General features: G+C 63.5%; 30 protein-coding genes. 15 read left to right on the top strand and 15 right to left on the bottom strand.

Features of this window, described 5'->3' with window-relative positions; all coding sequences use genetic code 11:
• Positions 1-4: 4 nt before the first annotated feature.
• Genes AB8841_RS09550 through dnaQ form a run of 4 tightly spaced genes read left to right on the top strand, consistent with a single transcriptional unit; the run spans position 5 to position 2,831 of the window.
• On the top strand, positions 5-622 hold the full coding sequence (locus AB8841_RS09550) for a Maf family protein (protein WP_370435623.1): 618 nt from the start codon (positions 5-7) through the stop codon (positions 620-622).
• Between the two features lie 12 nt (positions 623-634).
• Positions 635-1,492 (top strand): shikimate dehydrogenase, encoded by an 858-nt coding sequence (locus AB8841_RS09545; protein WP_370435622.1) that lies wholly within the window; start codon positions 635-637, stop codon positions 1,490-1,492.
• Positions 1,489-2,103, top strand: a complete 615-nt coding sequence (gene coaE / locus AB8841_RS09540) for a dephospho-CoA kinase (protein ID WP_370435621.1) — start codon at positions 1,489-1,491, stop codon at positions 2,101-2,103. The genes AB8841_RS09545 and coaE overlap by 4 nt, the downstream gene beginning before the upstream one ends.
• Positions 2,104-2,105: 2 nt before the next feature.
• Complete coding sequence (gene dnaQ / locus AB8841_RS09535; protein WP_370435620.1) at positions 2,106-2,831, top strand: DNA polymerase III subunit epsilon; 726 nt, start codon at positions 2,106-2,108, stop codon at positions 2,829-2,831.
• A gap of 71 nt (positions 2,832-2,902) precedes the next feature.
• Here dnaQ and secB read toward each other — a convergent pair whose 3' ends face one another.
• The gene (gene secB / locus AB8841_RS09530; protein ID WP_370435619.1) at positions 2,903-3,388 is read right to left on the bottom strand and encodes a protein-export chaperone SecB; all 486 of its coding nucleotides are present in this window, start codon (positions 3,386-3,388) and stop codon (positions 2,903-2,905) included.
• Between the two features lie 263 nt (positions 3,389-3,651).
• On the opposite strand from secB, the gene AB8841_RS09525 reads away from it, so the two are divergent.
• From AB8841_RS09525 to AB8841_RS09505, 5 genes are all read left to right on the top strand, one after another.
• Entirely contained in the window at positions 3,652-4,374 is a 723-nt protein-coding gene (locus tag AB8841_RS09525) for a Tim44/TimA family putative adaptor protein (RefSeq protein ID WP_370435618.1), read from the top strand.
• A gap of 50 nt (positions 4,375-4,424) precedes the next feature.
• Entirely contained in the window at positions 4,425-5,540 is a 1,116-nt protein-coding gene (locus tag AB8841_RS09520; protein ID WP_370435617.1) for a murein transglycosylase A, read from the top strand.
• Positions 5,541-5,550: 10 nt separating this feature from the next.
• On the top strand, positions 5,551-6,126 hold the full coding sequence (locus AB8841_RS09515; protein WP_370435616.1) for a Smr/MutS family protein: 576 nt from the start codon (positions 5,551-5,553) through the stop codon (positions 6,124-6,126).
• 4 nt (positions 6,127-6,130) lie between these two features.
• Positions 6,131-6,538, top strand: a complete 408-nt coding sequence (locus AB8841_RS09510; protein ID WP_370435615.1) for a helix-turn-helix domain-containing protein — start codon at positions 6,131-6,133, stop codon at positions 6,536-6,538.
• 181 nt (positions 6,539-6,719) lie between these two features.
• Positions 6,720-7,721, top strand: coding sequence for an adenosine kinase (locus AB8841_RS09505; RefSeq protein WP_370435614.1), 1,002 nt, complete (start codon positions 6,720-6,722; stop codon positions 7,719-7,721).
• Positions 7,722-7,776: 55 nt separating this feature from the next.
• Here the strand turns inward: AB8841_RS09505 and AB8841_RS09500 are convergent, their stop codons facing one another.
• On the bottom strand, positions 7,777-8,295 hold the full coding sequence (locus AB8841_RS09500; protein ID WP_370435613.1) for a YidH family protein: 519 nt from the start codon (positions 8,293-8,295) through the stop codon (positions 7,777-7,779).
• Between the two features lie 232 nt (positions 8,296-8,527).
• Between AB8841_RS09500 and AB8841_RS09495 the strand changes: the two genes are divergently transcribed.
• Positions 8,528-8,902, top strand: coding sequence for a hypothetical protein (locus tag AB8841_RS09495; protein WP_370435612.1), 375 nt, complete (start codon positions 8,528-8,530; stop codon positions 8,900-8,902).
• A 1-nt stretch (position 8,903) separates the two neighbouring features.
• Here AB8841_RS09495 and coaA read toward each other — a convergent pair whose 3' ends face one another.
• The 7 genes from coaA to hisB form a co-directional block, all read right to left on the bottom strand.
• Complete coding sequence (coaA, locus tag AB8841_RS09490; protein WP_370435611.1) at positions 8,904-9,878, bottom strand: type I pantothenate kinase; 975 nt, start codon at positions 9,876-9,878, stop codon at positions 8,904-8,906.
• A 33-nt stretch (positions 9,879-9,911) separates the two neighbouring features.
• Positions 9,912-10,232 carry a phosphoribosyl-ATP diphosphatase gene (locus AB8841_RS09485; protein WP_370435610.1) on the bottom strand — a complete coding sequence of 107 codons (321 nt, stop codon included), beginning with the start codon at positions 10,230-10,232 and terminating at the stop codon, positions 9,912-9,914.
• Between the two features lie 19 nt (positions 10,233-10,251).
• Positions 10,252-11,046, bottom strand: coding sequence for an imidazole glycerol phosphate synthase subunit HisF (gene hisF, locus AB8841_RS09480; protein WP_370435609.1), 795 nt, complete (start codon positions 11,044-11,046; stop codon positions 10,252-10,254).
• A complete protein-coding gene (hisA, locus tag AB8841_RS09475; RefSeq protein ID WP_370435608.1) occupies positions 11,046-11,798 on the bottom strand; it encodes a 1-(5-phosphoribosyl)-5-[(5-phosphoribosylamino)methylideneamino]imidazole-4-carboxamide isomerase in 753 nt (250 codons plus the stop codon). The genes hisF and hisA overlap by 1 nt, the downstream gene beginning before the upstream one ends.
• Positions 11,786-12,436, bottom strand: a complete 651-nt coding sequence (hisH, locus tag AB8841_RS09470) for an imidazole glycerol phosphate synthase subunit HisH (RefSeq protein WP_370435607.1) — start codon at positions 12,434-12,436, stop codon at positions 11,786-11,788. The genes hisA and hisH overlap by 13 nt, the downstream gene beginning before the upstream one ends.
• On the bottom strand, positions 12,433-12,927 hold the full coding sequence (locus AB8841_RS09465) for a DUF2628 domain-containing protein (RefSeq protein WP_370435606.1): 495 nt from the start codon (positions 12,925-12,927) through the stop codon (positions 12,433-12,435). The genes hisH and AB8841_RS09465 overlap by 4 nt, the downstream gene beginning before the upstream one ends.
• Before the next feature lie 134 nt (positions 12,928-13,061).
• On the bottom strand, positions 13,062-13,649 hold the full coding sequence (gene hisB / locus AB8841_RS09460; protein WP_370439232.1) for an imidazoleglycerol-phosphate dehydratase HisB: 588 nt from the start codon (positions 13,647-13,649) through the stop codon (positions 13,062-13,064).
• 164 nt (positions 13,650-13,813) lie between these two features.
• Here hisB and hslV point away from each other — a divergent pair, with 164 nt between their 5' ends.
• The 3 genes from hslV (at position 13,814) to AB8841_RS09445 (ending at position 16,480) form a co-directional block, all read left to right on the top strand.
• A complete protein-coding gene (hslV, locus tag AB8841_RS09455; RefSeq protein ID WP_370439231.1) occupies positions 13,814-14,344 on the top strand; it encodes an ATP-dependent protease subunit HslV in 531 nt (176 codons plus the stop codon).
• A 93-nt stretch (positions 14,345-14,437) separates the two neighbouring features.
• Positions 14,438-15,748 carry an ATP-dependent protease ATPase subunit HslU gene (gene hslU / locus AB8841_RS09450; protein ID WP_370435605.1) on the top strand — a complete coding sequence of 437 codons (1,311 nt, stop codon included), beginning with the start codon at positions 14,438-14,440 and terminating at the stop codon, positions 15,746-15,748.
• A 264-nt stretch (positions 15,749-16,012) separates the two neighbouring features.
• The gene (locus tag AB8841_RS09445; protein ID WP_370435604.1) at positions 16,013-16,480 is read left to right on the top strand and encodes a BA14K family protein; all 468 of its coding nucleotides are present in this window, start codon (positions 16,013-16,015) and stop codon (positions 16,478-16,480) included.
• Positions 16,481-16,581: 101 nt separating this feature from the next.
• Here the strand turns inward: AB8841_RS09445 and AB8841_RS09440 are convergent, their stop codons facing one another.
• Together AB8841_RS09440 and AB8841_RS09435 are read right to left on the bottom strand one after the other, a co-directional pair.
• Positions 16,582-17,748 carry a M10 family metallopeptidase C-terminal domain-containing protein gene (locus AB8841_RS09440; protein ID WP_370435603.1) on the bottom strand — a complete coding sequence of 389 codons (1,167 nt, stop codon included), beginning with the start codon at positions 17,746-17,748 and terminating at the stop codon, positions 16,582-16,584.
• 374 nt (positions 17,749-18,122) lie between these two features.
• Positions 18,123-18,473, bottom strand: coding sequence for a RidA family protein (locus AB8841_RS09435; protein ID WP_370435602.1), 351 nt, complete (start codon positions 18,471-18,473; stop codon positions 18,123-18,125).
• 181 nt (positions 18,474-18,654) lie between these two features.
• On the opposite strand from AB8841_RS09435, the gene AB8841_RS09430 reads away from it, so the two are divergent.
• Positions 18,655-19,158 carry a DUF4142 domain-containing protein gene (locus AB8841_RS09430; protein WP_370435601.1) on the top strand — a complete coding sequence of 168 codons (504 nt, stop codon included), beginning with the start codon at positions 18,655-18,657 and terminating at the stop codon, positions 19,156-19,158.
• A gap of 12 nt (positions 19,159-19,170) precedes the next feature.
• On the opposite strand, the gene AB8841_RS09425 is transcribed toward AB8841_RS09430, so the two are convergent.
• A complete protein-coding gene (locus AB8841_RS09425) occupies positions 19,171-19,785 on the bottom strand; it encodes a pyridoxamine 5'-phosphate oxidase family protein (RefSeq protein ID WP_370435600.1) in 615 nt (204 codons plus the stop codon).
• A gap of 447 nt (positions 19,786-20,232) precedes the next feature.
• Between AB8841_RS09425 and AB8841_RS09420 the strand changes: the two genes are divergently transcribed.
• Positions 20,233-21,165 (top strand): DMT family transporter, encoded by a 933-nt coding sequence (locus AB8841_RS09420; protein ID WP_370435599.1) that lies wholly within the window; start codon positions 20,233-20,235, stop codon positions 21,163-21,165.
• Positions 21,166-21,283: 118 nt separating this feature from the next.
• Here AB8841_RS09420 and mbfA read toward each other — a convergent pair whose 3' ends face one another.
• The 3 genes from mbfA to AB8841_RS09405 form a co-directional block, all read right to left on the bottom strand.
• Positions 21,284-22,267, bottom strand: a complete 984-nt coding sequence (gene mbfA, locus AB8841_RS09415; protein ID WP_370435598.1) for an iron exporter MbfA — start codon at positions 22,265-22,267, stop codon at positions 21,284-21,286.
• A 575-nt stretch (positions 22,268-22,842) separates the two neighbouring features.
• Positions 22,843-23,235, bottom strand: a complete 393-nt coding sequence (locus AB8841_RS09410; RefSeq protein WP_370435597.1) for a hypothetical protein — start codon at positions 23,233-23,235, stop codon at positions 22,843-22,845.
• Between the two features lie 86 nt (positions 23,236-23,321).
• Positions 23,322-24,299 (bottom strand): polyribonucleotide nucleotidyltransferase (locus tag AB8841_RS09405; protein ID WP_370435596.1); only part of this gene is annotated, 978 nt, incomplete at its 5' end.

Raw genomic sequence — 24,299 nt, 5'->3', positions numbered from 1 at the left:
ACCGATGCCCGCGCTCTGGACCGCACCGGACAACCTGCTTCTCGCCTCCACGAGCGCGACGCGGCTCGCGCTTCTCGTGAGCGCGGGGCTCTCCGTCGAGACGCAAGCCCCGGACGTGGACGAACGCCGGATCGAGCAGGCGGCCGTAGGCGAAGGGCTCGAGCCGCTGGCCCTCGCCGCCCGGCTCGCCGCCGAGAAGGCCCTGGCCGTCAGCCGGCGTCACCCTCAGCGAATCGTTCTCGGCGCCGATCAGGTTCTCGCCTGCGGTTCGGCCGTGTTTCACAAGGCGGCGGATCGCGAGGCCGCCAAGGGCCAGTTGCAGGCCCTGTCCGGGAAGAGCCACGCGCTTCATTCCGCGGGGGCACTCGCCATCGGCGGCGCCGTGGTGGAAAGTTTCGTCGCCACTGCGATTCTCACCATGCGGCCGCTCACGAGCGAGGTGATCGACCTTTATCTGGAGCTCGCCGACCCGGCCGTGCTCCACAGCGTCGGCGTCTATCGCTACGAAGGCCTTGGCGTTCATCTGTTCGATTCCGTCGAGGGCGATCACTCCACCATTCTGGGATTGCCCCTGCTCCCGCTTCTCTCGGCGCTGCGCCGTCTCGGCTGCCTTGCCCTTTAGGATCAAACACCCATGATCAAGGCCTTCGTCGTCGGCCATCCAATCAAGCATTCCCGTTCGCCGCTCATCCACGGCTACTGGCTCAAGCGATACGGTATCGACGGATCGTATGAGCGCATCGATGTAGCGCCTGTGGATTTGGATGAATTCCTCGTGGCTTTGTGGCCCTTGGGCTTCGTTGGCGGCAACGTCACGATCCCGCACAAGGAGGCGGTCTTCGAATTTTTGGACAACAACAAAACCGAGCGAGCGCAACGCGTGGGAGCCGTCAACACGCTCTGGTACGAAGATGAAGGTATCGAACTCTGGGGCGACAACACGGATGGGCTCGGTTTTATAGCCAATCTCAACCAGAATCTGGGGACAGGCTGGGATCAATATGTGGAAAATGTGCTGGTTATCGGCGCGGGCGGTGCCGCGCGCGGCATCGTGGCGAGCCTGCAGGATCACCCGTTGAAGCGCATCCTCGTCGCAAACCGCACGATCTCGAAAGCCGAGGAATTGGTGCGCGATCTCGAAAGATACGGTCGCGTCACGCTTGAGGCTCTCGCCTGGGACGATCTCGACAATGCCCTCGCTAGGTCGCAGCTCATCGTCAACACCACATCGCTTGGCATGGCAGGCCAGCCCCCGCTTCTTCTCGACCTCGAAAAGGTGCCGGACGATGCAATCGTTTCCGACATCGTATATGTTCCGTTGCGGACCCCCCTGCTTGCTGCCGCCGAGGCACGCGGTCTGCGCACGGTCGATGGATTGGGAATGCTCCTTCACCAAGCGGTGCCAGGCTTCGAGCGTTGGTTCGGCGTAAGGCCTGAGGTGACGCCGGAATTGCGTGCCCTGATCGTTGCCGATATCGAGGGTCCGTCATGACCTTCGTGCTCGGACTGACAGGCTCCATCGGTATGGGAAAATCGGCCACCGCCGCTCTCTTCCGACGTCTCGGCGTTCCCGTGCACGATGCGGACGCAGCCGTCCACGCCCTCTATCGCGGGCGTGCCGCGTCCCTGATCGAGGAAGCCTTTCCGGGCACGGTCACCAGCGGCGTGGTGGATCGCCGCAAGCTCGGTCAGGCCGTGATCAACGACGCGGTGAAATTGAAGCGGCTGGAGAGCATCGTGCATCCGCTCGTGCGGGAGGATGAGGAAAATTTCCTGAGGAGAGTGTCCGCAACCGCGCCTCTCGCGGTGCTCGACATCCCGCTTCTTCTCGAAACCGGCGGGGACGCCCGCTGCGACGCCGTTCTCGTCGTGACCGCGCCTCCCGACGTGCAGCGTGCGCGGGTGGTGGCGCGCCCAGGCATGACGGAAGAGACCTTTAACGCAATCCTGGCTAAGCAGATGCCGGATGCGGACAAGCGCGCCCGGGCGCATTTCCTTGTCGATACGAGCCGGGACTTCGCCTCCGCGGAGGCCCAGGTGAGGTCCATCATGGCGTGTCTGGCGGGACGTCCCGGCCGCCGGAACCTGAGGAAGAGTCTTTGACGATGCTGAGAGAGATCGTTCTCGATACCGAAACCACCGGCACCGACCACGCCAAGGGCGACCGGATCATCGAAATCGGCTGCGTCGAGCTCCTCAACCATATCCCGACGGGCAAGAACTACCACGTCTATATCAATCCGGAATATCCGGTCTCTCCGGGCGCCTTCGCGGTGCACGGACTGAGCGACGACTTCCTGGCCGACAAGCGGGTCTTCGCGGCCGTCGTGGAGGAGTTCTACGATTTCATCCGCGATGCGCGGCTCGTTATCCACAACGCGGCCTTCGATATCGGCTTCATCAATGCGGAATTCGCGCGCACCGGCCATCCCGCCATCGATCTCGCGGATGTGGTCGATACCCTCACCATGGCCCGGCGCAAGCATCCGGGCGCCGCGAACAATCTCGACGCGCTCTGCTCGCGCTACGGCATCGACAATTCCAAGCGCACCAAGCACGGGGCGCTGCTCGACGCCGAAATTCTGGCCGAAGTCTATATCGAGCTGATCGGCGGTCGACAGGTCGGTTTCGATCTGACCGCCCAGCCTGAGAAGGGCAGCGGCAACGCCGTCCGCCTGGCTGCGGCGAGCCAGCGCGAAGCCAAACCCCGCCCCATGATGTCGCGTCTGACCGATGCGGAACGCGCCGCGCATGCGGCCTTCATCGAGCAGCTCGGTGCGAACGCGGTGTGGCGCGACTATATCGGCGAGGCGGGGCCGGACGCTTCCTGACGTCGCGAGCAAAACAAAAGGTGGAGCAGTCGCCCGCTCCACCTTTCATGGTCTGAAAAGGCTTGATCGTCTTACGACAGGGTCTGCCCGCCCTGCTGAGACTGAAGCTCGCTGGCGCGCTGGCGGTAGAGAGCCACGAAGTCGATCGGGTCGATGTACAGGGGCGGGAAGCCGCCGTTGCGCACCGCGTCCGCCACGATCTGACGGGCGAAGGGGAACAGCAGGCGCGGGCATTCGATCATCACCACCGGATGCAGCTGATCCTGCGGAATGTTCTGTACACGGAACACGCCGGAATAGGTGAGCTCGAAGGCGAACAGCACGTCATTGCCGACCTTGGCATTGCCTTCGAGGGTGAGGTCCACCTCGAAATCGGCCTCGGCCAGCTGCTTGGCATTCACGTTGACCTGCAGGTTGATCTGCGGACCTTCGGATTGCTGCTGCAGCGAACGGGGGGCATTGGGATTCTCGAACGAGAAATCCTTGCAGTACTGCGCAAGGGCGTTCAGCGCGGGCATACCGCCGGGCGCTCCGTTGTTTGCCGGATTATCGGCCATGGTTTCATGCTCCGAAGAGAGGTCAATCGGTTGACCCGGACGGGGCGCTTCACATCATGAAGGCACCTGATCGGCAGCGGGCCACGGATCCTCGCGCTATCAGTTCCGGGCACGGGAGGCAAGATTTGCGAGCCTCCTTGTGCTTGTCGCGGGGAGAGGTGGATGTTACGACCCCTGGACCCCATATGCAAAGGAACCCTCCTTTCACCGCGGGGTCATGCCCGGCGCCAGCCGGGTCCCGGCAGGCTGACAACGGATCGACGATGCAGGATTCCTTCGACATCACGACCCTTATTTTCATCGTTCTCGCCATCTTCGTGATCTGGCGCCTTCGATCGGTGTTGGGGCAGAAGACCGGCAGCGAGCAGCCGCCCTTCGATCCGCTGTCTCGCCGCGATGCTCCCCTGCGTCCGGGCAATCCGCCGGCCGAGGCCGATCACAATGTGGTGCATCTCCCGGGCCCCAACGGGACCCGACCGGCGGCCGAAATCCAGACCACGGAGCGCTGGAAGGGCTTCGCCGAGCCCGGTACCCCGATGGCCACGGCCCTGGACACCATCGCCCGCGCCGAGCCCGGTTTCGACCCGGCCGGCTTCCTGGAGGGAGCCAAGGCCGCCTACGAGATGATCGTCACGGGCTTTGCGACCGGAGACCGCAAAACTCTCAAGGACCTCCTCTCCCGAGACGTCTATGAGGGGTTCGAGCGCGCCATCACCGAGCGCGAGCAGCGCGGCGAGCGTGTGGAAACAACCTTCGTGTCCATCGACAAAGCCGAAATGGCGGGAGCCGAGGTCTACGGCAAGACGGCCCAGATCGTCGTGCGCTTCGTCTCGCAGCTGATCACGGTGACCCGCGATGGATCCGGTGCAGTCGTCGACGGAAGTCCCGACCAGGTCGCCGAGGTCACCGATGTGTGGACCTTCGCCCGCCAGCTCGGCAGCCGCGATCCCAACTGGCAGCTCGTGGCAACCGAAGCGGGGCAATGAGGCATGCCGGGCGAGCCGTTCTCGCATGCCTTTTCGCCTGGACCCTGACCATGCCGCGGGCAGAGGCCGATTCGCGTCCGGCGGCTCAGGCGCGCCTTGAGCCCTTATCCTTCGGGGATCTCGATTCCTGGAAGGACGACGATCATGCGGCTGCCTTCAGGGCTTTTCTCCGCTCCTGCCGTGCCCTCGATGCGAGCGCCGCGGAATTGCGGCCAGCCCAGGCTCCCGAGCGCGATCTCCTCGCCATCTGCCGGTTGGCCCTGAAGAGCCCCGATCTGCCTCGTGACGAGGCGCGACGGTTTTTCGAAACGCATTTTACGCCCTTCGCGGTCGTCCCTCCGGCCGGCAGCGGCTTTCTCACCGGCTATTACGAGCCCGAGTTCCAGGGCTCGCGCACGCCCGATTCGCGCTATACGGTTCCCCTGCTGGCGCGACCCGACGACCTCGTGACGATTCCGCAGGGCGAAACCCTGCCCGGAATCGACAAAGGTCTCCAGGCCGCACGGCGCACGGGACAAGGCTACGAGCCCTATCCCGACCGCGCCGCGATCGAGGACGGGGCGCTCGGAACGCTCGCCAAGCCCATCGTCTATCTGCGCGAGCCTGGCGAGGCCTTCATCATTCACGTGCAGGGCTCGTCCCGCATCCGCCTCACCGACGGGTCGGTCATGCGCGTCGCCTATGCGGGCCGCAACGGACGCCCCTATACCTCCATCGGCCGTGTTCTGGTGCAGCGGGGCGAGATGGATCTCGAATCCATGACGCTCGCCAAACTCATGGGCTGGCTGAAGGACCATCCCGGCCCGGCCCGGGAGCTGATGCGGCAGAACCGGTCCTATATCTTCTTTCGCGAGGCCAACGAACTGGCGCCCGAGGACGGTCCCATCGGCGGGGCGGGCTTTCCGCTGGTGCCCGGCCGCAGCCTCGCGGTGGACCGCCAGCTCTGGACCTATGGCCTGCCCTTCTGGCTGGAAGGCGATCTTCCCCTCACGCTCGAACGATCGGAGCCCCTGCGGCGACTCATGATCGCGCAAGATACGGGCTCGGCGATCGTCGGCCCCGCGCGGGGTGATTTCTTCTTCGGCAGCGGCGACGAGGCAGGCATCCGCGCGGGCCTGCTCCGCCACGCCGTGCGCTTCGTGGTGCTCAAGCCCAAAGCCCGATGAAAACCTTCTCATGACCAAGCGCCGCAGGACACGTCAGCTCAGCTCCGAAGAGCGGCGGCTCTGGTCGCACGTGGCCCGTCACGTCAAGCCCATGAAGGGCAAGGCGCTGCCGCCGGAGCCCGAGCCGGAAGAGGAGATGTCGACCGCTCCCGCGCCGAAGGTTCCGCTGGCGCCTCCGGCTCCCCTGCCCCCGCTTCCCCCTCAGCCGAAGCAGCCTTCTCTCCCGCCGTTGGCTCCCGTCGAGCGCAAGACCCTCGTCGCCCTGCGACGCGGCCGCAAGGATGTGGACAGCGTCATCGATCTCCACGGCATGCGTCAGGAGGAGGCGCATTTCGCCCTCACCAGCTTCCTGCACCGGGCGCAGAACTCGGGCTGCGGCGTCGTGCTCGTCATCACCGGCAAGGGCGGCGCCGCTTCGGGCGGGATAATGGCCGAGGAACGCGGAATCCTGCGCCGCATGGTCCCCCATTGGCTTCGTCTGGCCGAGCTGAGATCTCTTGTGATCGGTTTCGAGGAAGCCTCTCCCCAACACGGCGGTTCCGGTGCACTCTATGTCAGGCTCCGCCGCAGGCGGGGTGCGGGATGATCACATGACCCCCTTTGGCCAACGGGTGCGGCAGCTGCGCCGCGAACGCGGATTGATGTTGAAGGACATGGCGGCCCATCTGGGCGTCTCGAGCGCCTATCTCTCGGCCCTGGAGCGCGGCGAGCGCGGCAAGCCCACCTGGGCTCTGATTCAAGGCGTGCTGCAATATTTCCATATCATCTGGGACGAGGCGGACGAGCTGACCCGTCTCGCCGATCTCTCCGATCCGAGGGTGAAGATCGACACCGCCGGGGCCGATTCCAGGGCGACCCTGCTGGCCAATCGCCTCGCCCGCGAAATCCGCGCCCTCACGGAGGGCGACCTCGAGGACATGCTCGCCATTCTCGACCATGCGCAGGACCGCGAGCGGCGCGCGCCGGTGCCGATCCAGGCCGTGCAGGACGCTGTTTAAAGCCAGAGCATCGGACCCAAAAGTGGCATCCACTTTTGGGTCCGATGCTCCCTCCTTGGAAAGAGCGCATCGTTTGAGCGGAAAACCGGATCCACTTTTCCGCACGATGCGCTAGGAGCCTTGACCCCCGGGGCGCCGGATGCCAAAGCGCCCTTGATTCCCTCCAACATCGTGGTTGTTCATGTCCCAGACCCGCATCGACGTGCTCACGCTCGGCAACGCCATCGTTGACGTGCTCGCCCATACCGACGAGGCCTTCCTGATCGAGAAGAAGGTGCACAAGGGCGCCATGCAGCTCATCGACGAGGCCCGCGCGGAAGAGCTCTATCGCGACATGGGACCCGCCATCATCGTGTCGGGCGGTTCGGGCGCCAACACGGCGGCGGGCGTCGCGGCCCTCGGCGTCAAGGCGGGCTTCATCGGCAAGGTGAAGAACGACGAGACCGGCAAGCTTTTCGCGCACGATCTGAGGGCCATCGACGTCCATTACGACGTGACGCCGGCCGAGGACGGCCCGGCGACCGCGCGCAGCTTCATTCTGGTGACGCCGGACGGCGAGCGCACCATGAACACCTATCTCGGCGCCTGCCAGAACCTCACCCCGGACGACGTGAAGTCCGACACCGTGCGGGCGGCCAGCATCGTCTATCTCGAAGGCTATCTCTGGGATCCGCCGGCCGCGAAGGAAGCCTTCCGCAAGGCGGTGGCAATCGCGCACGAGGCAGGCAACAAAGTGGCGCTGACCCTCTCCGACGCCTTCTGCGTCGACCGCTACCGCGACGAGTTTTTAGGCCTCATGCGCGACGGCAGCCTGGACATTCTCTTCGCCAATATCCACGAGCTGCAGAGCCTCTACGGCACCTCCTCGCCCGAGAGCGCGCTTGCCGCCCTGCGGGAGGAGAACCTGCTCGGGGTCATCACCCGCTCGGAACACGGCGCGATGGTGGTGAGCCGGGGCGAGACGCTTGCCGTTCCGGCCTTCCCGGTCGAGCGCGTGGTCGACACCACCGGTGCGGGCGATCTCTTCGCCTCCGGCTTTCTCGCCGGGCTCGTGCAGAACCTGGACCTGACCGACTGCGCCCGTCTCGGCGGCCTGGCGGCCGCGGAAATCATCAGCCATCTCGGCGCGCGCCCGCAGGCGAACCTGCGCGAGCTTGCGCAGCAGGAAGGGCTGCTGGGGTAAGGTCGATTGTCCTGCGTCATGCCCGGACCTGATCCGGGCATGACGATGATAAGTTTCACCCGCCCGTTCGCCCGAACCAGAGCCCGAACAGGGCCGCGAGGGAAACGAGCGCCAGGAATCCGTTGAAGATCACCAGCATGGACGGCTGAAGGCGCCGCACGTCCGGCTGCGGCGGCTGCGATCCGGTGAAGACCTGACGCCACACGGCCGCCGCGAAGCAGAAGGCGCTGAACAGCACCAGCACGGAGCCGGTCGAGACGATCATCCATCCCGGCACCACCCCTTCGAGAAGCTTCTGGGCACCGATGCCGGAGGCGAGCGCGGCAAGGCCCGTGCGCACCCAGGCCGCATAGGTGCGCTCGGCCGCGAAGACGGTGCGGTTGGCCGCCAGCTCCGTGCGCCGGTCGGCGCTGTCCTTGAGCTGAACGGTGGCCTTGGCCGCGGTTGTCGCGGCGACCTGAGTCTGTTCGGCGGCTTCCTGCGTGTTCTCGGCCGCTTCCTGGGTCTGCGCAGCCGCCTTCTTGGCGTGCTCGGCGCTGCGCTCGAGCTTGTCCTCGACCGGTGGCGTCACCATGGCTCCTCCATACAACGGAGGGACAACGCTCAAGATTGGGGAAGGTTGATTCCACCGTTCTACGTTTATATGGTATTATATTTCAATCATGTTTGAGGTAGGCTTTGCGATGAATAACCATTCCTATTCGTCCTGGTTTCCCGAAGATGTACCTCCAGGAGAGATCACTCTGGAACCAGGCACAATGGAGCGGTCTTTTCTGTGTGACTGCTGCGGACGGCGCACAATAAGAGTGAACGGCTTCATCGACAGGCACAATTTGGTCTGTGCAGTCTATTTTGCGGTATGGACCGAAGGTCACATCGAAACACAAGGCGTAGATATAGTTTTGAGTGTCGGAGGATGGGGCGAAGGCATGCCCGATCATCCTCGCCATATCATCGCACTACGGTGCCGCGTCTCCGACGGCCCGCCTCAATTCATGGTTCTAGACCCGATCGAGCATGGCATTGCTGACGATTGGGCGAATGAGGAAACGAAGTTCCTGGGGGACCTCGTCAGGAGGGAGAATGCTTTGAGACACCCAGATATGGATGAGGTGTTTCGACTAGCTGAACATGTGGTCCACAATGATCGGCGCATTAACATGGCGCTTCGGATTGCCTAGCTCACAGCCTTCTCAGCGCCACGGTTTCGATCCGGTGGCTCGCGCCCTTTTTCAGGATCAGGCTGGCGCGCTGGCGGGTCGGCACGATGTTGTCGCGCAGGTTCAGAAGGTTGATGCGGTTCCAGAGCCCGTCGGCAATGGCGACAGCATCCGTCTCCGAAAGCTCCGCGTAGCGGCGGAAATAGGACAGCGGATCGCGGAACGCCGTGTGGCGAAGCCTCAGGAAGCGGTTCACGTACCAGCGGTGCAGATCGTCCTCTTCCGCGTCGATATAGACGGAGAAGTCGAAGAAGTCCGACACGAAGGGAATGGCGGTGCCGTCCTTCGGCAGGCGCGCGGGCTGGAGCACGTTGAGGCCTTCGACGATCAGGATGTCCGGCCGGTCGACATTCGTTTCCTCGCCCGGCACCACGTCATAGACGAGGTGCGAATAGAGCGGCGCCTTCACGTTGCGCTTGCCCGCCTTGATGTCGGCCAGGAAGCGCAGGAGCTTGCCGGTGTCGTAGCTCTCCGGAAAACCTTTCCGCTCCATCAGGTCGAGCCGGGTCAACTCGGCATTGGGGAGCAGGAAGCCGTCGGTGGTGATGAGATCCACCTTCGGGGTATTGGGCCAGCGGGCGAGAAGCGCCTTCAGCACGCGCGCCGTCGTGGATTTACCCACCGCCACCGAGCCCGCCACGCCGATGATATAGGGCACCTTTTCCTCCTGCTCGGCGAGCAGGAAGCGCTGGGTGGCCCTGAACAGGCCCTGCGTCGCCGCCACATAGAGCGACAGCAGGCGCGAGAGCGGCAGATAGATCGCCGCCACCTCGTCGAGGGAGATCGGATCGTTCAGGGATTGCAGCTGCAGCACCTCGTCGGCGGTCAGCGTCATGGGCGCATCGGCGCGCAGCTTCGCCCACTCGTCCCGCGTGAACGTGCGGTAGGGCGAAAGGCCGTCATCGGCCTCAGGCGAAATCATGTTGGGCTGATCCATGCGAGCCCCCTGCTGTGACCTCGTGACGGCGGGTCACGATTTGCGCGCAGCCTTCTCGGCGAGCCCCGATTGCGCGGTACGGCGCTCCAATTCGGCCAGAACGTCACTTAGCGGAATATGAGCGCCCTGCAACACGACCAAAAGATGATACAGCACATCCGCGGCCTCGGCGGTGAGATTCTGCCGGTCGCCCTGAACAGCCGCAATGGCCGCCTCCACGGCCTCCTCGCCGAGCTTCTTGGCCGCCTTGGCCGGTCCATCCACGAGCAGCTTGGCCGTATAGGACTCGGATGCAGGCGCGGCGGCGCGCTGGGCCACGATGCGGGCGAGATCGTCGAGAGTGAAGCTCGTCATGGATTCTTTCCGTTCGCGATCAAGCCGCACTCTTGGCGGGCTCGTCCAGCCGCATCTTGAGGCCCTTTTCGGCCATGTAGTGCTTCGCCTCGCCGATCGTGTGCGTACCGAAGTGGAAGATCGAGGCCGCGAGCACGGCGCTCGCATGCCCCTTCTCGACCCCGTCGACCAGGTGATCGAGATTGCCGACGCCCCCGGAGGCGATGACCGGGATCGAGACCGCATCGGCGATGGCCCGCACGAGGGCGAGATCGTAGCCGCCCTTGGTGCCGTCCCGGTCCATGGAGGTCACCAGCAGTTCCCCGGCCCCGAGTTCCGCCACCTGCCTGGCGAACGCGATCGCGTCGATGCCCGTGGCGTTGCGGCCGCCATGGGTGAAGATTTCCCAGCGCGGCTCCTCGCCCCCACCTGAAACCTTCTTGGCGTCGATGGCGACGACGATGCATTGCGCGCCGAATTTTTCGGCGGCCTCGCGCACGAAGTCGGGATTCTTCACGGCGGCGGTGTTGATCGAGACCTTGTCGGCACCGGCGAGCAGGAGTTTGCGGATATCCTCCACCGTGCGCACGCCGCCACCGACGGTGAGCGGCATGAAGCAGGCTTCCGCCGTGCGCTGCACCACGTCGAGCAGGATGCCGCGCGCCTCGTGGCTCGCGGTGATGTCGAGGAAGCAGAGTTCGTCCGCGCCCGCCGCGTCATAGGCTTTCGCGGCTTCCACCGGGTCGCCCGCATCGACGAGGTCGACGAACTGCACGCCCTTCACGACGCGTCCGTCCTTCACGTCGAGGCAGGGAATGAGGCGTATCTTGAGCATCAGGCATTGTCCTTACGGGCGGAGCGCAGCAGCGCCAGCGCTTCTTCCGGATCGATGCGCCCGTCATAGAGCGCGCGGCCGGAAATGGCGCCGTCGAGCACGGCGCAATCGGGCTGCGTGAGGCGCTCGATATCGGTCATGGAGGCGAGGCCGCCCGAGGCGATGACCGGAATCGAGACCGCGCGGGCAAGCCCCAGGGTCATCGGGAAGTTGAGACCTTTCAGGATCCCGTCGCGGGCGATGTCCGTGTAGATGATCGCGGCCACGCCCGCATCCTCGAAACGGCGGCCGAGCTCTTCTGCCGACAGGGTCGAGGTCTGTGCCCAGCCTTCCACGGCCACCAGGCCGTCCTTCGCGTCGATGCCCACCGCGATCTTGCCGGGATAGAGCCGCGCGGCCTCCCGCACGAAGGCGGGATCGCGCACGGCGGCCGTGCCGATGATCACGCGGGTGACGCCCTTGGTGAGCCAGCCCTCGACGGTCTTCATGTCGCGAATGCCGCCGCCGAGCTGCACGGGAATGTTCACGCGCTTCAGGATTCCCTCGACGGCGGACGCATTCATCGGCTTACCCGCGAAGGCGCCATCGAGATCGACCACGTGCAGCCATTCGAAGCCCTGGCGCTCGAACGTAGCGGCCTGATCGGCGGGATCGTCGTTGAAGATCGTGGCCTGGTCCATGTCGCCCTGGATCAGGCGAACGCAGCGGCCTTCCTTCAGGTCGATTGCGGGATAAAGGATCACGGGCGCCACCTCAGGAAATTGGCGATGAGCTTGAGGCCGAGCGCCTGGCTCTTCTCAGGATGAAACTGGGTTCCGACGATGTTGTCGCGTCCCACGATGGCGGTTACCGGCCCGCCGTAATCCGTGGTGGCGACTACGTCGGACGGAGCGCTCGGCGAGAGCGCATAGGAATGCACGAAATAAGCGTGCAGCCCGTTCGGCCCCGTCGGAATGCCGTCCAGCAGCGGATGTGGCTTAGCCAGTTCGAGCGTATTCCAGCCCATATGCGGGATCTTGAGCGAGGGGTCCTTCGGCGTGAGCGCCTTCACGTCGCCGTGGATCCAGTCGAGCCCGTCGCTCGTGGTGTGCTCGAGGCCCCGCGTCGCCATGAGCTGCATGCCCACGCAGATGCCCAGGAAGGGACGGCCCTCCTCCCGGACGACGCGCTGGAGCACCTCCACCATGCCGGGCACGGAATCGAGGCCTCGACGGCAATCGGCGAAGGCGCCGACACCCGGCAGCACGATCCGGTCGGCCTTTGCGACAAGGCTCGGGTCGGAGGTCACGGCAATGGTTCGGTCGAGACCTGCCTCGCGGGCCGCGCGCTCGAAAGCCTTCGCGGCGGAGTGCAGGTTGCCCGAGCCGTAATCGATGATGGCGACGCTCACCTGGGACGCTCCGCATCAGGGAAGAGACCAATCACGGGATCGGGTCTCTTGAGGGTGGATGGAACCGGCCCGGGGGCCGCATTGCGGGTGGGGATCGGCGCGGGGCGCTGCGCGAGCCAGCGGGCACAGGCCTTGGCGTCCGCTTCGTCCCTGTCCGCGGCCGTGACCACATCGGCCAGCCTGAAGCCACGGCGCGAGAGCGTCCAGCGTTTGAGGCTGTTCGCCTCGAGGCCGATCAGCACCTGGAGGAGCAGCGTCGCCACGGTACCGGCCGCGGGATGGACGTTGAGCAGCTCCAGGAGGCCGCCGAACGCGAGAATGAGCACGAGCACGGCCAAGCCGGCGAGCCAGAGCCGGTGGAAGAAGAACCAGAGGAACGTGAAGAAGAAGGCGCCCCAGGAGAATGCATCCTTCACGAGCTCCGCCTCCTCCAAAGCAGCCGGATCACCCGGCCGCGCATCGCCCGGAAGGTACAGGGTATAGGTGGTCATGGCGTCGTTCCCTCAAGCCCGCCGGCAAGCCGACGATATCTGCCGGGCAGGATGTCTCTTTAGCTTGAAACCTACAGCACTTTTCAGTCGCATCGTTCCGCGCAAAACCGCTTCGCACTTTTGCGTCCGGTGCTCTAGAGCGTGCCCTTGGTAGAGGGAACGCGCCCCTCCTCCCTCGGATCCGCGGCGACCGCATGGCGCAAGGCCCGTGCCAGGCCCTTGAAGCAGCTCTCGGCGATATGGTGGCTGTTCTCCCCGTAGAGGGTCTCCACGTGGAGAGTCAGGCCGGCCTGCACGGCGAAGGCCTGGAAGAACTCGCGCACCAGCTCGGTGTCGAAGACGCCGATCTTCTCCGTCGGAAAGGCGGTGCGGAAGACCAGGAACGGGCGGCCGGAAATGTCGAGGGCGACCCTGGTCAGCGTCTCGTCCATCGGCAGATGGATGTCCGCATAGCGGGTGATGCCCTTCTTGTCGCCAAGCGCCTTGAGGATGGCCTGGCCCAGGGCGATGCCGGTGTCTTCCGTCGTATGATGCTGATCCACATGCAGGTCGCCCGCCACCTTCACGGTCAGGTCGAACAGACCGTGGCGGGCGAAGAGTTCCAGCATATGGTCGAGAAAGCCGACCCCTGTGGAGATCTCGGCCTTGCCGGTGCCGTCGAGGGCAATCGACACGGCCACATCGGTCTCGGCGGTGCGACGGCTGACGCTCGCGGAGCGCATCATGAAAATCCTTTGCGGAGATTGAGACGAGGCCTTCTACCAAGACCGCGCGGGAAACGCTACCCGCGTTGCTTTTGGCCGCCGAGTGATTAAGTCAGGGGGATCGCTTCCCCTTCCCGTCCGCTGGAGTTCGCCTCGTGTCCGAAGACGCCGCCCCCCGCAGCATGCATGCCACCACGATCCTCATGGTCCGCAAGGGCGGCCGCGTCGTCATCGGCGGCGACGGGCAGGTCAGCCTCGGGCAGACCATCGTGAAGGGCAACGCGCGAAAGGTGCGCCGCCTGTCCAAGGGCGGGGTCATCGGCGGCTTTGCCGGTTCGACGGCGGACGCCTTCACGCTCTTCGAGCGCCTGGAGGCCAAGCTCGAGCAATATCCCGGCCAGCTCACCCGCGCCTGCGTGGAGCTCACCAAGGACTGGCGCACGGACCGGTATCTGCGCCGGCTCGAGGCCATGATGCTGGTCGCCGACAAGGAGGTGGGCCTGCTGCTCTCCGGCGCGGGCGACGTGCTGGAGCCGGAAAACGGCATCGCGGCCATCGGGTCGGGCGGCAATTACGCGCTTGCCGCCGCGCGGGCCCTCGCCGATTCCGGCATGGACGCGGAGGCCATCGTCCGCCGCTCCCTCGGGATCGCGGCCGAGATCTGCGTCTATACGAACTCGAACATCGTCATCGAAACGCTGGATGAAACCTGATCGCCCCACACGTTGGGCCCGTCCCGGCCCGACAGACGCGGATCCCCGGCCCTGTTCGGGGATAGACGACATTTTGCTGAGCCAAGACATCTCATGACCACATTCTCCCCCCGTGAAATCGTTTCCGAACTCGACCGCTACATCGTCGGCCAGAACGACGCGAAGCGCGCCGTTGCCATCGCGCTGCGCAACCGTTGGCGGCGTCAGCAGCTCGAAGGCCAATTGCGCGAGGAGGTCGCGCCGAAGAACATCCTGATGATCGGCCCCACGGGCTGCGGCAAGACGGAGATCTCGCGCCGCCTCGCCAAGCTCGCCAATGCACCCTTCATGAAGGTCGAGGCGACGAAATTCACGGAGGTGGGCTATGTGGGCCGCGACGTCGAGCAGATCGTGCGCGACCTCGTGGAGATCGGCATCGGTCTCGTGAAGGAGGAACGCCGCCGGCAGGTGCAGGCGAAGGCCCACATCGCCGCGGAAGAGCGCGTGCTCGACGCGCTCGTGGGTTCGACCGCCAGCGCTGCGACGCGCGATGCGTTCCGCAAGAAGCTGCGCAACAACGAGCTCGACGACAAGGAAATCGAGATCGAGCTTCAGCAATCGGGCGGCGGCGGCATGCCCATGTTCGAGATCCCCGGCATGCCGGGCGCATCCGTCGGCGCGATCAATCTCTCCGACATGTTCGGCAAAGCCTTCGGCGGCCAGCGCAAGACGCGCCGCACCACGGTGCAGGAAGCCTATGAGCCCCTGGTCACGGAAGAGGCCGACAAGCTTCTCGACCAGGACGCCATCGTGCAGGAGGCCCTGCGCCAGGTGGAGAACAACGGCATCGTGTTCCTCGACGAGATCGACAAGATCTGCGCCCGCGAGGGCCGCTCCGGCGCGGACGTGTCGCGCGAGGGCGTGCAGCGCGATCTGCTGCCGCTCATCGAAGGCACGACCGTCTCGACGAAGTACGGGCCCGTGAAGACCGACCACATCCTCTTCATCGCGTCCGGCGCGTTCCATGTCTCGAAACCGTCGGACCTGCTGCCGGAATTGCAAGGCCGCCTGCCGATCCGCGTGGAGCTCTCCCCTCTCACCGTCGAGGATTTCAAGCGGATCCTCACCGAGACGGAGGCGAGCCTCATCAAGCAATCGGTCGCGCTCCTGCATACGGAAGGCGTGGAGCTGGTGTTCACCGACGACGCCATCGACGCGCTGGCGCAAGTGGCCGTCGAGGTGAACAACACGGTGGAGAATATCGGCGCACGCCGTCTGCAGACGGTGCTGGAGCGGGTGCTCGACGACGTGTCCTTCACCGCGCCCGATCGTTCGGGCGAGACGGTGACCATCGATGCATCTTATGTGCGCGGCGAGGTGGAGACGCTCGCCAAGAACACGGATCTCAGCCGTTTCATCCTCTGACCGTCTGTCGGCGTGGGGCTCGGGCCGCAAGTCCGGGCCTAGAGCATCGGACCCAAAAGCGGAATCCACTTTTGGGATCCATCCGGGGCGCTTCCGCATGCGTTCACCGCCGCCCGATCCGGCTTCCGAACGTTACGGGATCTCATTCGTAGGAAAGACCTCACGTTTCTGCGAGGGCCCTTAGCCAAAAATACCGCAACGGGGAACGACCTCCTGCCTGAGGCGTTCGCTCCACAACACGAGATGATTGGAAGGAGTTATCCCATGCGAAAGATGCTCATGGCCCTGGCCGCGACGGCAGCTCTCGGCACGGTCGGATTCACGGCGCCGGCTTCGGCCCAGACCGCTCCCGTGAACGATCTCGTCACGGCCATTCAGAAGGGCGAGGTGCAGGCCGATTACGTGCAGCATCGCCGTTACTATTCGGGCCGCAACTTCAATTCCGGTCGTCGCTACGTGGGCAACCGCTATTATGCGCCCCGCCGCTACTATGGCCGTCCCTATTACGGCAACCGGTACGGCTACTATCGCCGCAACAACGGCAACGCCCTCGCGGCCGGTGCTCTGGGTCTTGCGACCGGCGCCATCATCGGCGGCGCGATCGCCCAGTCGCAGGCCGCTCCCGTCTATGGCGGCAACGTCCAGTCCTACTGCGCTCAGCGCTTCAAGTCCTATAACCCGGCATCGGGCACCTATCTGGGCTACGACGGCCGCCGTCACGCCTGCCCCTAAGGCGCAGAATCAGCGCGCCTGACCGGATCTCTCATTCAGGCGAGCCCCTCGATGCGATCAGGCATCGAGGGGCTTTCACGCATGCATGAGCCGGCCACACGTCATATGACGTAGATATCCGAAGCCGCGAGGCTCGCCTTGTTGGTGAGATAGACGATGAGCTGCTTGGCGGCCGCGCCCGTGCCATCCGGATCGTAGTAGAGATAGCCCTTGGCCTTGTCGTAGATCAGACGATCGCCGGCATCCTTGGCATGCGTGCCGAGCACGAACTTGGAACTGCTCAGGCGGCCCTCGGGCCCCAGCTTGGACATGTATTTGTTGTCGATCTTCAAATACGAATCGAGACTTCTGTTGAAGTCCGTAATCTTGTCGTAAGAGGCGCTGCCCGGCCGGTGGTTCTTGAAGACGAAGATGTCGCTGCCCGAGCCGCCGATGAGGGTGTCATGGCCGCTTCCGCCGTCCAGGATGTCGTTGCCGGAGCTGCCGTTCAGGATGTCGTTCCCGGCATTCCCCGCCAAAGTGTTGCGTGCGGCATTGCCGGTGATTCGATCGCTTCCGCTTCCGCCGACGGCATTCTCGATCAGCGAACGCGCATCGCCATGGTACAACCGAGCATTGGCGACATTGCCAGGAGCAAGGCGAGTATTCGGGCCTGCATCGAGGTCGGTCACCTGCGCTATGCTGAAGGTCGAAAAGGCGCCGGGCGCGAGATTGAGAACGAGATTGGTTCGATAGGCGGACAAATCGTAAGTATCGATTCCATTGCCATCCCAGAGCGTCATGAAGATCTTGGCACCTTCGGGAATTCCCCAACTGATACCATCCACCGTGAATTCGCCCGTGACCGGGTTCCACCGATAGGTCGTATTGCCTGAATTGGTGTCGAAATTGGCGCCATACATATATTGCAGGGCGGCAATATCATCCTGCATGTAGGTGGTCGGGTTGCCACTCTCGGTCGGGCCTTGCACGCCGTTATCCGTCGGCGCACCGACATAGCTCCGGTATGTCATGAGAGAATAGCTCCACGTATCCTCGTTCGTCGGGAGTGCGCCGGGAAGCTGATCGTTCACTCCTCTCGGATCATGCCCATGCTTCAGGCCCAGCGCATGGCCCAGCTCGTGCATGACTGTCGCCATTCCCCAATTGCCGATCTTCGGATCAAGGTAGTGCGGTCCACCTGTGGGCACCATCCAGATGTCGCCGTCCGTGAATGTCCCCAGAGGAAAGTAGCCATGGGCCGTTCCACCTGGAGAAATCGACGTCATGGAAAACCGAATGCTTCCATGATTCTCATCTGTTTCCGTGATCTCGTTGAACTGTAAGTTCGTGTAACTACTGACAAAAAATAAGGCATAGCGGAGAGCCGCTTGCTGCCATTCGTTTACCGGCTGAAAACCGTTCTCTGCTTCGCCTATGCCATAGCCGGCACCATAGAACGAGGCGAAGCGGGGAAAGCTGTAGTTGAGAGTGTCTATATCCCATTTGACGGTTGTCAGAAGCCCATCGATGGATGGATTTCCGCTCAGTTGAACAGTCGACATAAAGCCCCCTTCCTTGCCATATCATCAGGATATCAAGTGACTTTATATCATAGCACAGGCTTTTAGAAAGCCTGTGCTCTTTCACACACAGCGAAACGCTATTTCGCTGCGATCACCGCAATCTCGACCTTGAACTGAGGACCGGCGAGCTTCGCCTCCACGGTGGCGCGGGCAGGGCTGTTGCCGGGGGAGACCCATGCATCCCACACGGCGTTCATCTCCTGGAACGTGGCCATGTCGGTCAGCCAAATATTGGTCATCAGGATCTTCGACTTGTCGGTGGCGGCCTCGGCCAAGAGCTTGTCGATGATCGCGAGGATTTCCTGCGTCTGCTCGGTGACGCTCTTGCCGGCGGCCTGGTTGGCGACCTGGCCCGCGAGATAGACCGTGTCGCCGTGAACGACGGCGCCGCTCATGCGGGGACCGGGATTGATGCGCTGAATCGTCATGTTGAACCTCTTTACAGTCGGTGAGGCTCTTCTTTTGGCCGCTCAGCGGCGCAGCGTAAAGGCCCGGGCGAAACTTCCGCGGAACGGCGGCCCTTCAACGGAAGGGAACCGGGATGCCCAGCCGCCGTTCACTGGGATCCTGTGCTGCGTATCCGAACCACTGATTCGAACGAGGTGCATCATGTCCAGGAGACTCATCGCCGGCCTGACCGTTGCCGCAGCCCTGACCGGCTCGTCCTACGCCCTGGCCCAGGACAGGGCCGATCATGCCTTCCTGACGAAGGCGATCGAGGGGAATCTCGCGGAGGTGGCCGTGGGCAAGCTCGCCCAGGACAAGGGCAACAGCGACGGCGTCAAGAATTTCGGACATCAGCTCGAGACAGACCATTCCGCCGCCAACCAGAAGGCCATGTCGGTCGCGAGCACGCTGAAGATGACGCCTCCTACCGAACCCAGCAAGGCACAAAAGGAGACCTATCAGAAGCTCTCCAAGCTGTCGGGCGCCGCCTTCGACCGCGAGTTCGTCAAGGACATGGTGACGGACCACAAGAAGGACATCGCTGAGTACGAAAGGGAAGCCAAGCGCCAGAACGATCCCGTCGCTTCCTACGCCAACGAGACCCTTCCGACTCTAAAGACTCATCTGCAGACGGCCGAATCCCTTTCGACGGCGAAAACGCAGTAGGGCAGGGCCATTCTAGTAGAGCGTCGTCTTCTGCCTCTCGGGCAAGGCCTTGTCGTAGGCCTCGCCGTCGAAGCGGTCGGCGCTCAACGATGCTAGGATCCGGCCGGCGCTCGGAAGCGTGCTGCGCGTCACATGCCTTTGCGGATTCCACAGCTCCGAGCGCAGGATGGCCCGGGCGCACTGGAAATAGATCGCTTCGACCGTGATCACGATCACGGATTTCGGCGCCTTGTCGTCGACCTTGAAGCTTTCGAGCAGGGCAGGGTCGACGGTAATCATCGCACGCCCGTTGACCCGGATCGTCTCGCCGATCCCGGGAACGAGAAAAAGCAGCGCCACCTGCGGATCGCGCACGATGTTGCGAAGCGAATCGAGACGATTGTTGCCGCGCCGGTCCGGGAGCAGCAAAGTCTTGTCGTCCTTGATCCGCACGAAGCCCGGTCCGTCTCCGCGCGGCGAGCAATCGAGGCCTTCCGGTCCGCGCGTGGCGAGAGCCGCGAAGGGCGCAGCCTCGATGAAGGCGCGATATTCAGGGACGATGCGGTCCGCCTCCTTCAGGAGCGAGGCCTCGCCGGGCTGACCGTAGAGCGCTTCGAGTTCGGCGATGCTGGAGATCGTAGCCGGCATGAACCGCCCCTCCTCATGACGGATGAAGCCAACGCTTAGAGCATCGGCCCCGAATGTGGAATGAACTTTCGGGGCCGATGCCTAAAATCCGTCAGGCACCGCATCGTCGAGCGGCCCCCTAGAGCATCGTGCGAAGAAGTGGGAACCGGTTCTTCGCACGATGCTTCGCCAAAGAGAAAGAGCAAGCATTCTGATCCCGTCAGAATGCAATAGGCTCTAGCGCACCGTGCGAAAAAGTGGCTCCGGTTTTTCGCGAGAACGATGCGCTCTTTCCAAGAAGGGAGCATCGGATCGATCCCAAAAGTGGAAGCCACTTCCCGCGTCCGCTCCTCTCGCTCCGCACGATACGCTCGCTTGCCGCGCCTTGGCCGCAACGGGGGGCTGCGTCGTGCCGTCTTGTGCCGCGAAAAGCGGTGTGAAAGAGCTTGCAGGCCAAGGAATCCTGCCATGACCTCTCAGACGATCGCCCTCGACGCCAAGCGCCCGCCCTATACGGGCTACGCCATGGCGGCCATCGGCGCAGCTTTGTTCGCCTCCAAGGGGATTCTCATCAAGCTCGCCTATGCGCAAGGAATCGACGCGGAAACGACCCTGGCTCTGCGCATGATCCTGGCCCTGCCGTTCTACGTGGTCATCGGCCTTCATGCCGTGAGAGGCATGAAAGCCAAAGGCGAAACCATGCCGGACACGACACTGATGCTGCGCATGATCGGCGTCGGGCTCATCGGCTACTGGACCTCGAGCTATCTCGACTTCAAGGGCCTCGAATACATCTCGGCGCATTTCGAGCGGCTGATCCTGTTCACCTATCCGCTCTTCGTGGTGTTATTCGGCGCGGCCTTCTTTCGCCAGCCCATCAGGCTCAAGGCGCTTCTGGCCTTCGCGGTCAGTTATGCCGGACTGGCGCTGCTCTTCGTGCAGAACATGGCGGCTTCCGGATCGGCCACGACGACCGGCACTCTCTACGTCCTCGCCGCCGCCGTCACCTTCGCGCTCTACCAGCTGCTCGCCAAGCCCCTGATCATGAAGATCGGTCCGCAGCTCTTCACCTGCATCGCCATGGGGGCGGCCGGCATCGCCGTCATTCTCCAGTTTCTGGCGACGCATCCCGTCGAGACCATTCTGGTCTCTCCCTCGCTGTGGGGTTTAGGTCTCGCGCTGGCCTTCGGCGCAACGGTGCTGCCGTCGTTCTTCTTGAGCGCCGCGCTCAAGCAGATCTCCGCCCAGGCCAATGCCACCATCGGCATGCTCAGCCCCGTGGTCACCATCGTGCTCGCCATGGCCGTGCTCGGCGACACCGTCGGCGTTTCCGAATGGCTGGGCGCCGCCCTCGTGATCGTCGGAATCGGGTGGTTCACCCTGTCCGAACGGAAAGGGTAAAGATCACCGCAGGGTTCTGCGGAGATGTCCAGGGCCGCTTTTCACGTCCGATGCTGTCATTCTATGTCTTTGAGCATCTTTTCACGCAAAACCGGTTCCCACTTTTGCGTCCGATGCTCTAGGCATTTCCGATCAGGACGCCGGCTGCGAAGACCAGCGCGCCGCCGAGCACCACCTGGAAGGCGGCGCGCAGGAAAGGCGTCTCCATGTAGCGGTTCTGGATGAACGCGATGGCCCAGAGTTCCACGAACACCACGGCGGCCGCGATGAAAGTCGCGGTCCAGAAATGCGGAATGAGGTAGGGCAGGGCGTGGCCGAGGCCGCCGATGGCAGTCATGATCCCTGAGGCGAAGCCCCGCTTGACCGGCGAGCCACGCCCGGAGAGCTTGCCGTCGTCGTGCGCCGCTTCCGTGAAGCCCATGGAGATGCCCGCGCCGACCGACGCCGAGAGGCCGACCAGAAAGGTCTGCCAGGTATCCTGAGTGGCGAAGGCCGCCGCGAAGATCGGCGCGAGGGTCGAGACCGATCCGTCCATGAGGCCGGCAAGGCCGGGCTGCACGAAGGTAAGAATGAATTGCCGCCGCTCGGTCCGGCCCTCCTCCTCCCGCACCGATCCGGGCGTGTAGGCGAGGCCGAGCCGTCGCGCGAGGGATTCGTGATTCTGCTCCGCTGCCGCCAGGTCTCCGAGGAGCTTGCGTGTGGAAGCATCCCGGGTACGCTTGGCTGCCTCCACGTAGAAGCGGTGGGCCTGCGCCTCCATGTCTTCCGCTGCAGCACGCACCTTGTCGATGCCGAGCGGACGCACCAGCCAGTCGGGCTTGCGTTCGTAATAACCGCGGACATGCTCGCGGCGGATCAGCGGAATGGTCTCGCCGAAGCGTCGCCGGTGCAACTCGATCAGGGCCGCGCGGTGGCTGTCCTCCTCGGCTGCCATCTCCTCGAAGACCCTGGCCGATTGAGGAAAGGCAGGGCCGAGGCCGTCCGCGTAGGACCGGTAAATCCGCGCATCGTCCTCTTCGGACGAGATGGCAAGCGCAAGGATTTCCTGTTCGGTGAGCGAGTCGAAGGGGCGGCGGCCGAAACCGAAGAGGCGTGACAGCATGACGGGACCTTGTTTAGAACAATTCTAAATAATATCTCGCCCACAGGACGTCAATTCCACTGAAGGCCGGCGGCCGGGCTGACGGCTCCGACTGAAGAACAGCAGGACTTATCAAAGGCACTCTGCCTAAGCTGGTCCACACGCCTGAAACACGGGTCTCCGCGATGGAAACGCCACTTCCGACAGCTACGCCAGCCGCCTGACGCGGGTCGCCTCCTACATCCACGATCATCTGGAAGAAGAATTGAGTTTCGAGATGCTGGCCGCCGTCGCCAGCATGTCGCCCTACACTGGCATCGGATCTATGCGGCCGACACACCCGTCTCCGAGAACTGGATCAGCAGCCTACCCAGTACGCCGCCGACGGATATTTATCTTTCTCTCAAGTGAGGCTCGTGCCCTGGACATGAAAAAAGGAAGGGCCAAGCAGCGCCTCGGTGCTGAGGAACTTTACCTTGCCACCCTTGGCCGATTGACTCTTGAGGAGCGGAAAGGCCGATAAATGAGCGGCATGCAAGTCACTATGCGGTGTCCGACAGCTTTCAGAGTTTCTCAGGCGACGAAGCCTCCAGGATTCATCGGCTGAGTTCCGCCTGATGTTTTCCAAACTCGGCGATAAGAGCGTCACATTTAACTTTGGGGCCTCCACACCACGCCTCTAGGCTTAAGGAGATCTTGCCATCCTTTGTGACTGGTGTCTGGCAAAGGACGGCCGGAGCGGCCGGATGTGCAGCTTTCAAGAATGTCCAAAGGACACGATGTTGATCATCCGAAAATTGGACAGACGTGTCAGTGTCGGTGATCTTTTTGGTGCGGGATCCGCCGAGAACGTCGTCACGAAGCCGTTCGATCGATACCACTTCTCGGCCACATAGAGTATCCGCATGGGCTTCGCCCATGGAAAGCGGCAAAGCCAGCAGCGCCCCCAGTAACAGCGATTGAATTCTTTCAAATTGCGGCTCGCCCATACGCCCCTGCCTTGTTGGCTGCTCTCCAGCATAAAAAAGCCCCGCATCATCGATACGGGGCTCAGGATTGTCAATTTTACGTAACGTTACTCGCCGGCGTTGGCAGACTTCTGCTGGTCGCGCTGGGCCTTTTCGGCTTCGCGCTCGGCCTTGAGCTGCTCGGTGATGTCTTCGCCGGTCTCCTGGTTGACCACCTTCATGGAGAGGCGGACCTTGCCACGCTCGTCCATGCCGAGGAACTTCACCTTCACCTTGTCGCCTTCCTTGACGACGTCCGTCACCTTGCCGACGCGGTTCTTGGCGAGCTCCGAGATGTGCACGAGGCCGTCGCGGGAACCGAAGAAGTTCACGAAGGCTCCGAATTCCATCACTTTCACGACCGTGCCTTCGTAGATCACGCCGATTTCCGGCTCCGCCACGATGGAGCGGATCCAGTTATAGGCCGCCTTGATCGACTTGCCGTCGGCCGACGCGATCTTGATGAGACCGTCGTCGTTGATGTCGATCTTCGCACCGGTCTTCTCCACGATCTCGCGGATGACCTTGCCGCCCGAACCGATGACTTCGCGAATCTTGTCGACCGGAATCTGCATCGTCTCGATGCGCGGCGCGTGCTCGCCGAGCTCGGCGCGCGGCGCGGTCAGCGCCTTGTTCATCTCGTCGAGGATGTGAGCGCGGCCTTCCTTGGCCTGGCTCAGCGCAACGCGCATGATCTCCTCGGTGATGCCGGCGATCTTGATGTCCATCTGGAGCGAGGTGATGCCCTGATCGGTGCCCGCCACCTTGAAGTCCATGTCGCCGAGGTGATCCTCGTCGCCGAGGATGTCGGACAGAACCGCGAAACGCTCACCTTCGAGGATGAGGCCCATGGCGATGCCCGCCACCGGACGGCGCAGCGGCACGCCCGCATCCATGAGCGCCAGCGAGGAACCGCAGACGGTGGCCATGGAGGAGGAGCCGTTCGATTCCGTGATCTCCGACACGACGCGGATCGTGTAGGGGAACTCGTGGGACGCCGGCAGCATCGGGTGAATGGCGCGCCAGGCGAGCTTGCCGTGGCCGAT

Source organism: Microvirga sp. TS319, assembly GCF_041276405.1.
Lineage (GTDB): Bacteria > Pseudomonadota > Alphaproteobacteria > Rhizobiales > Beijerinckiaceae > Microvirga.
The sequence above is the reverse complement of the archived record's forward strand: the minus strand, read 5'-3'. Positions and strand labels throughout refer to the sequence as shown.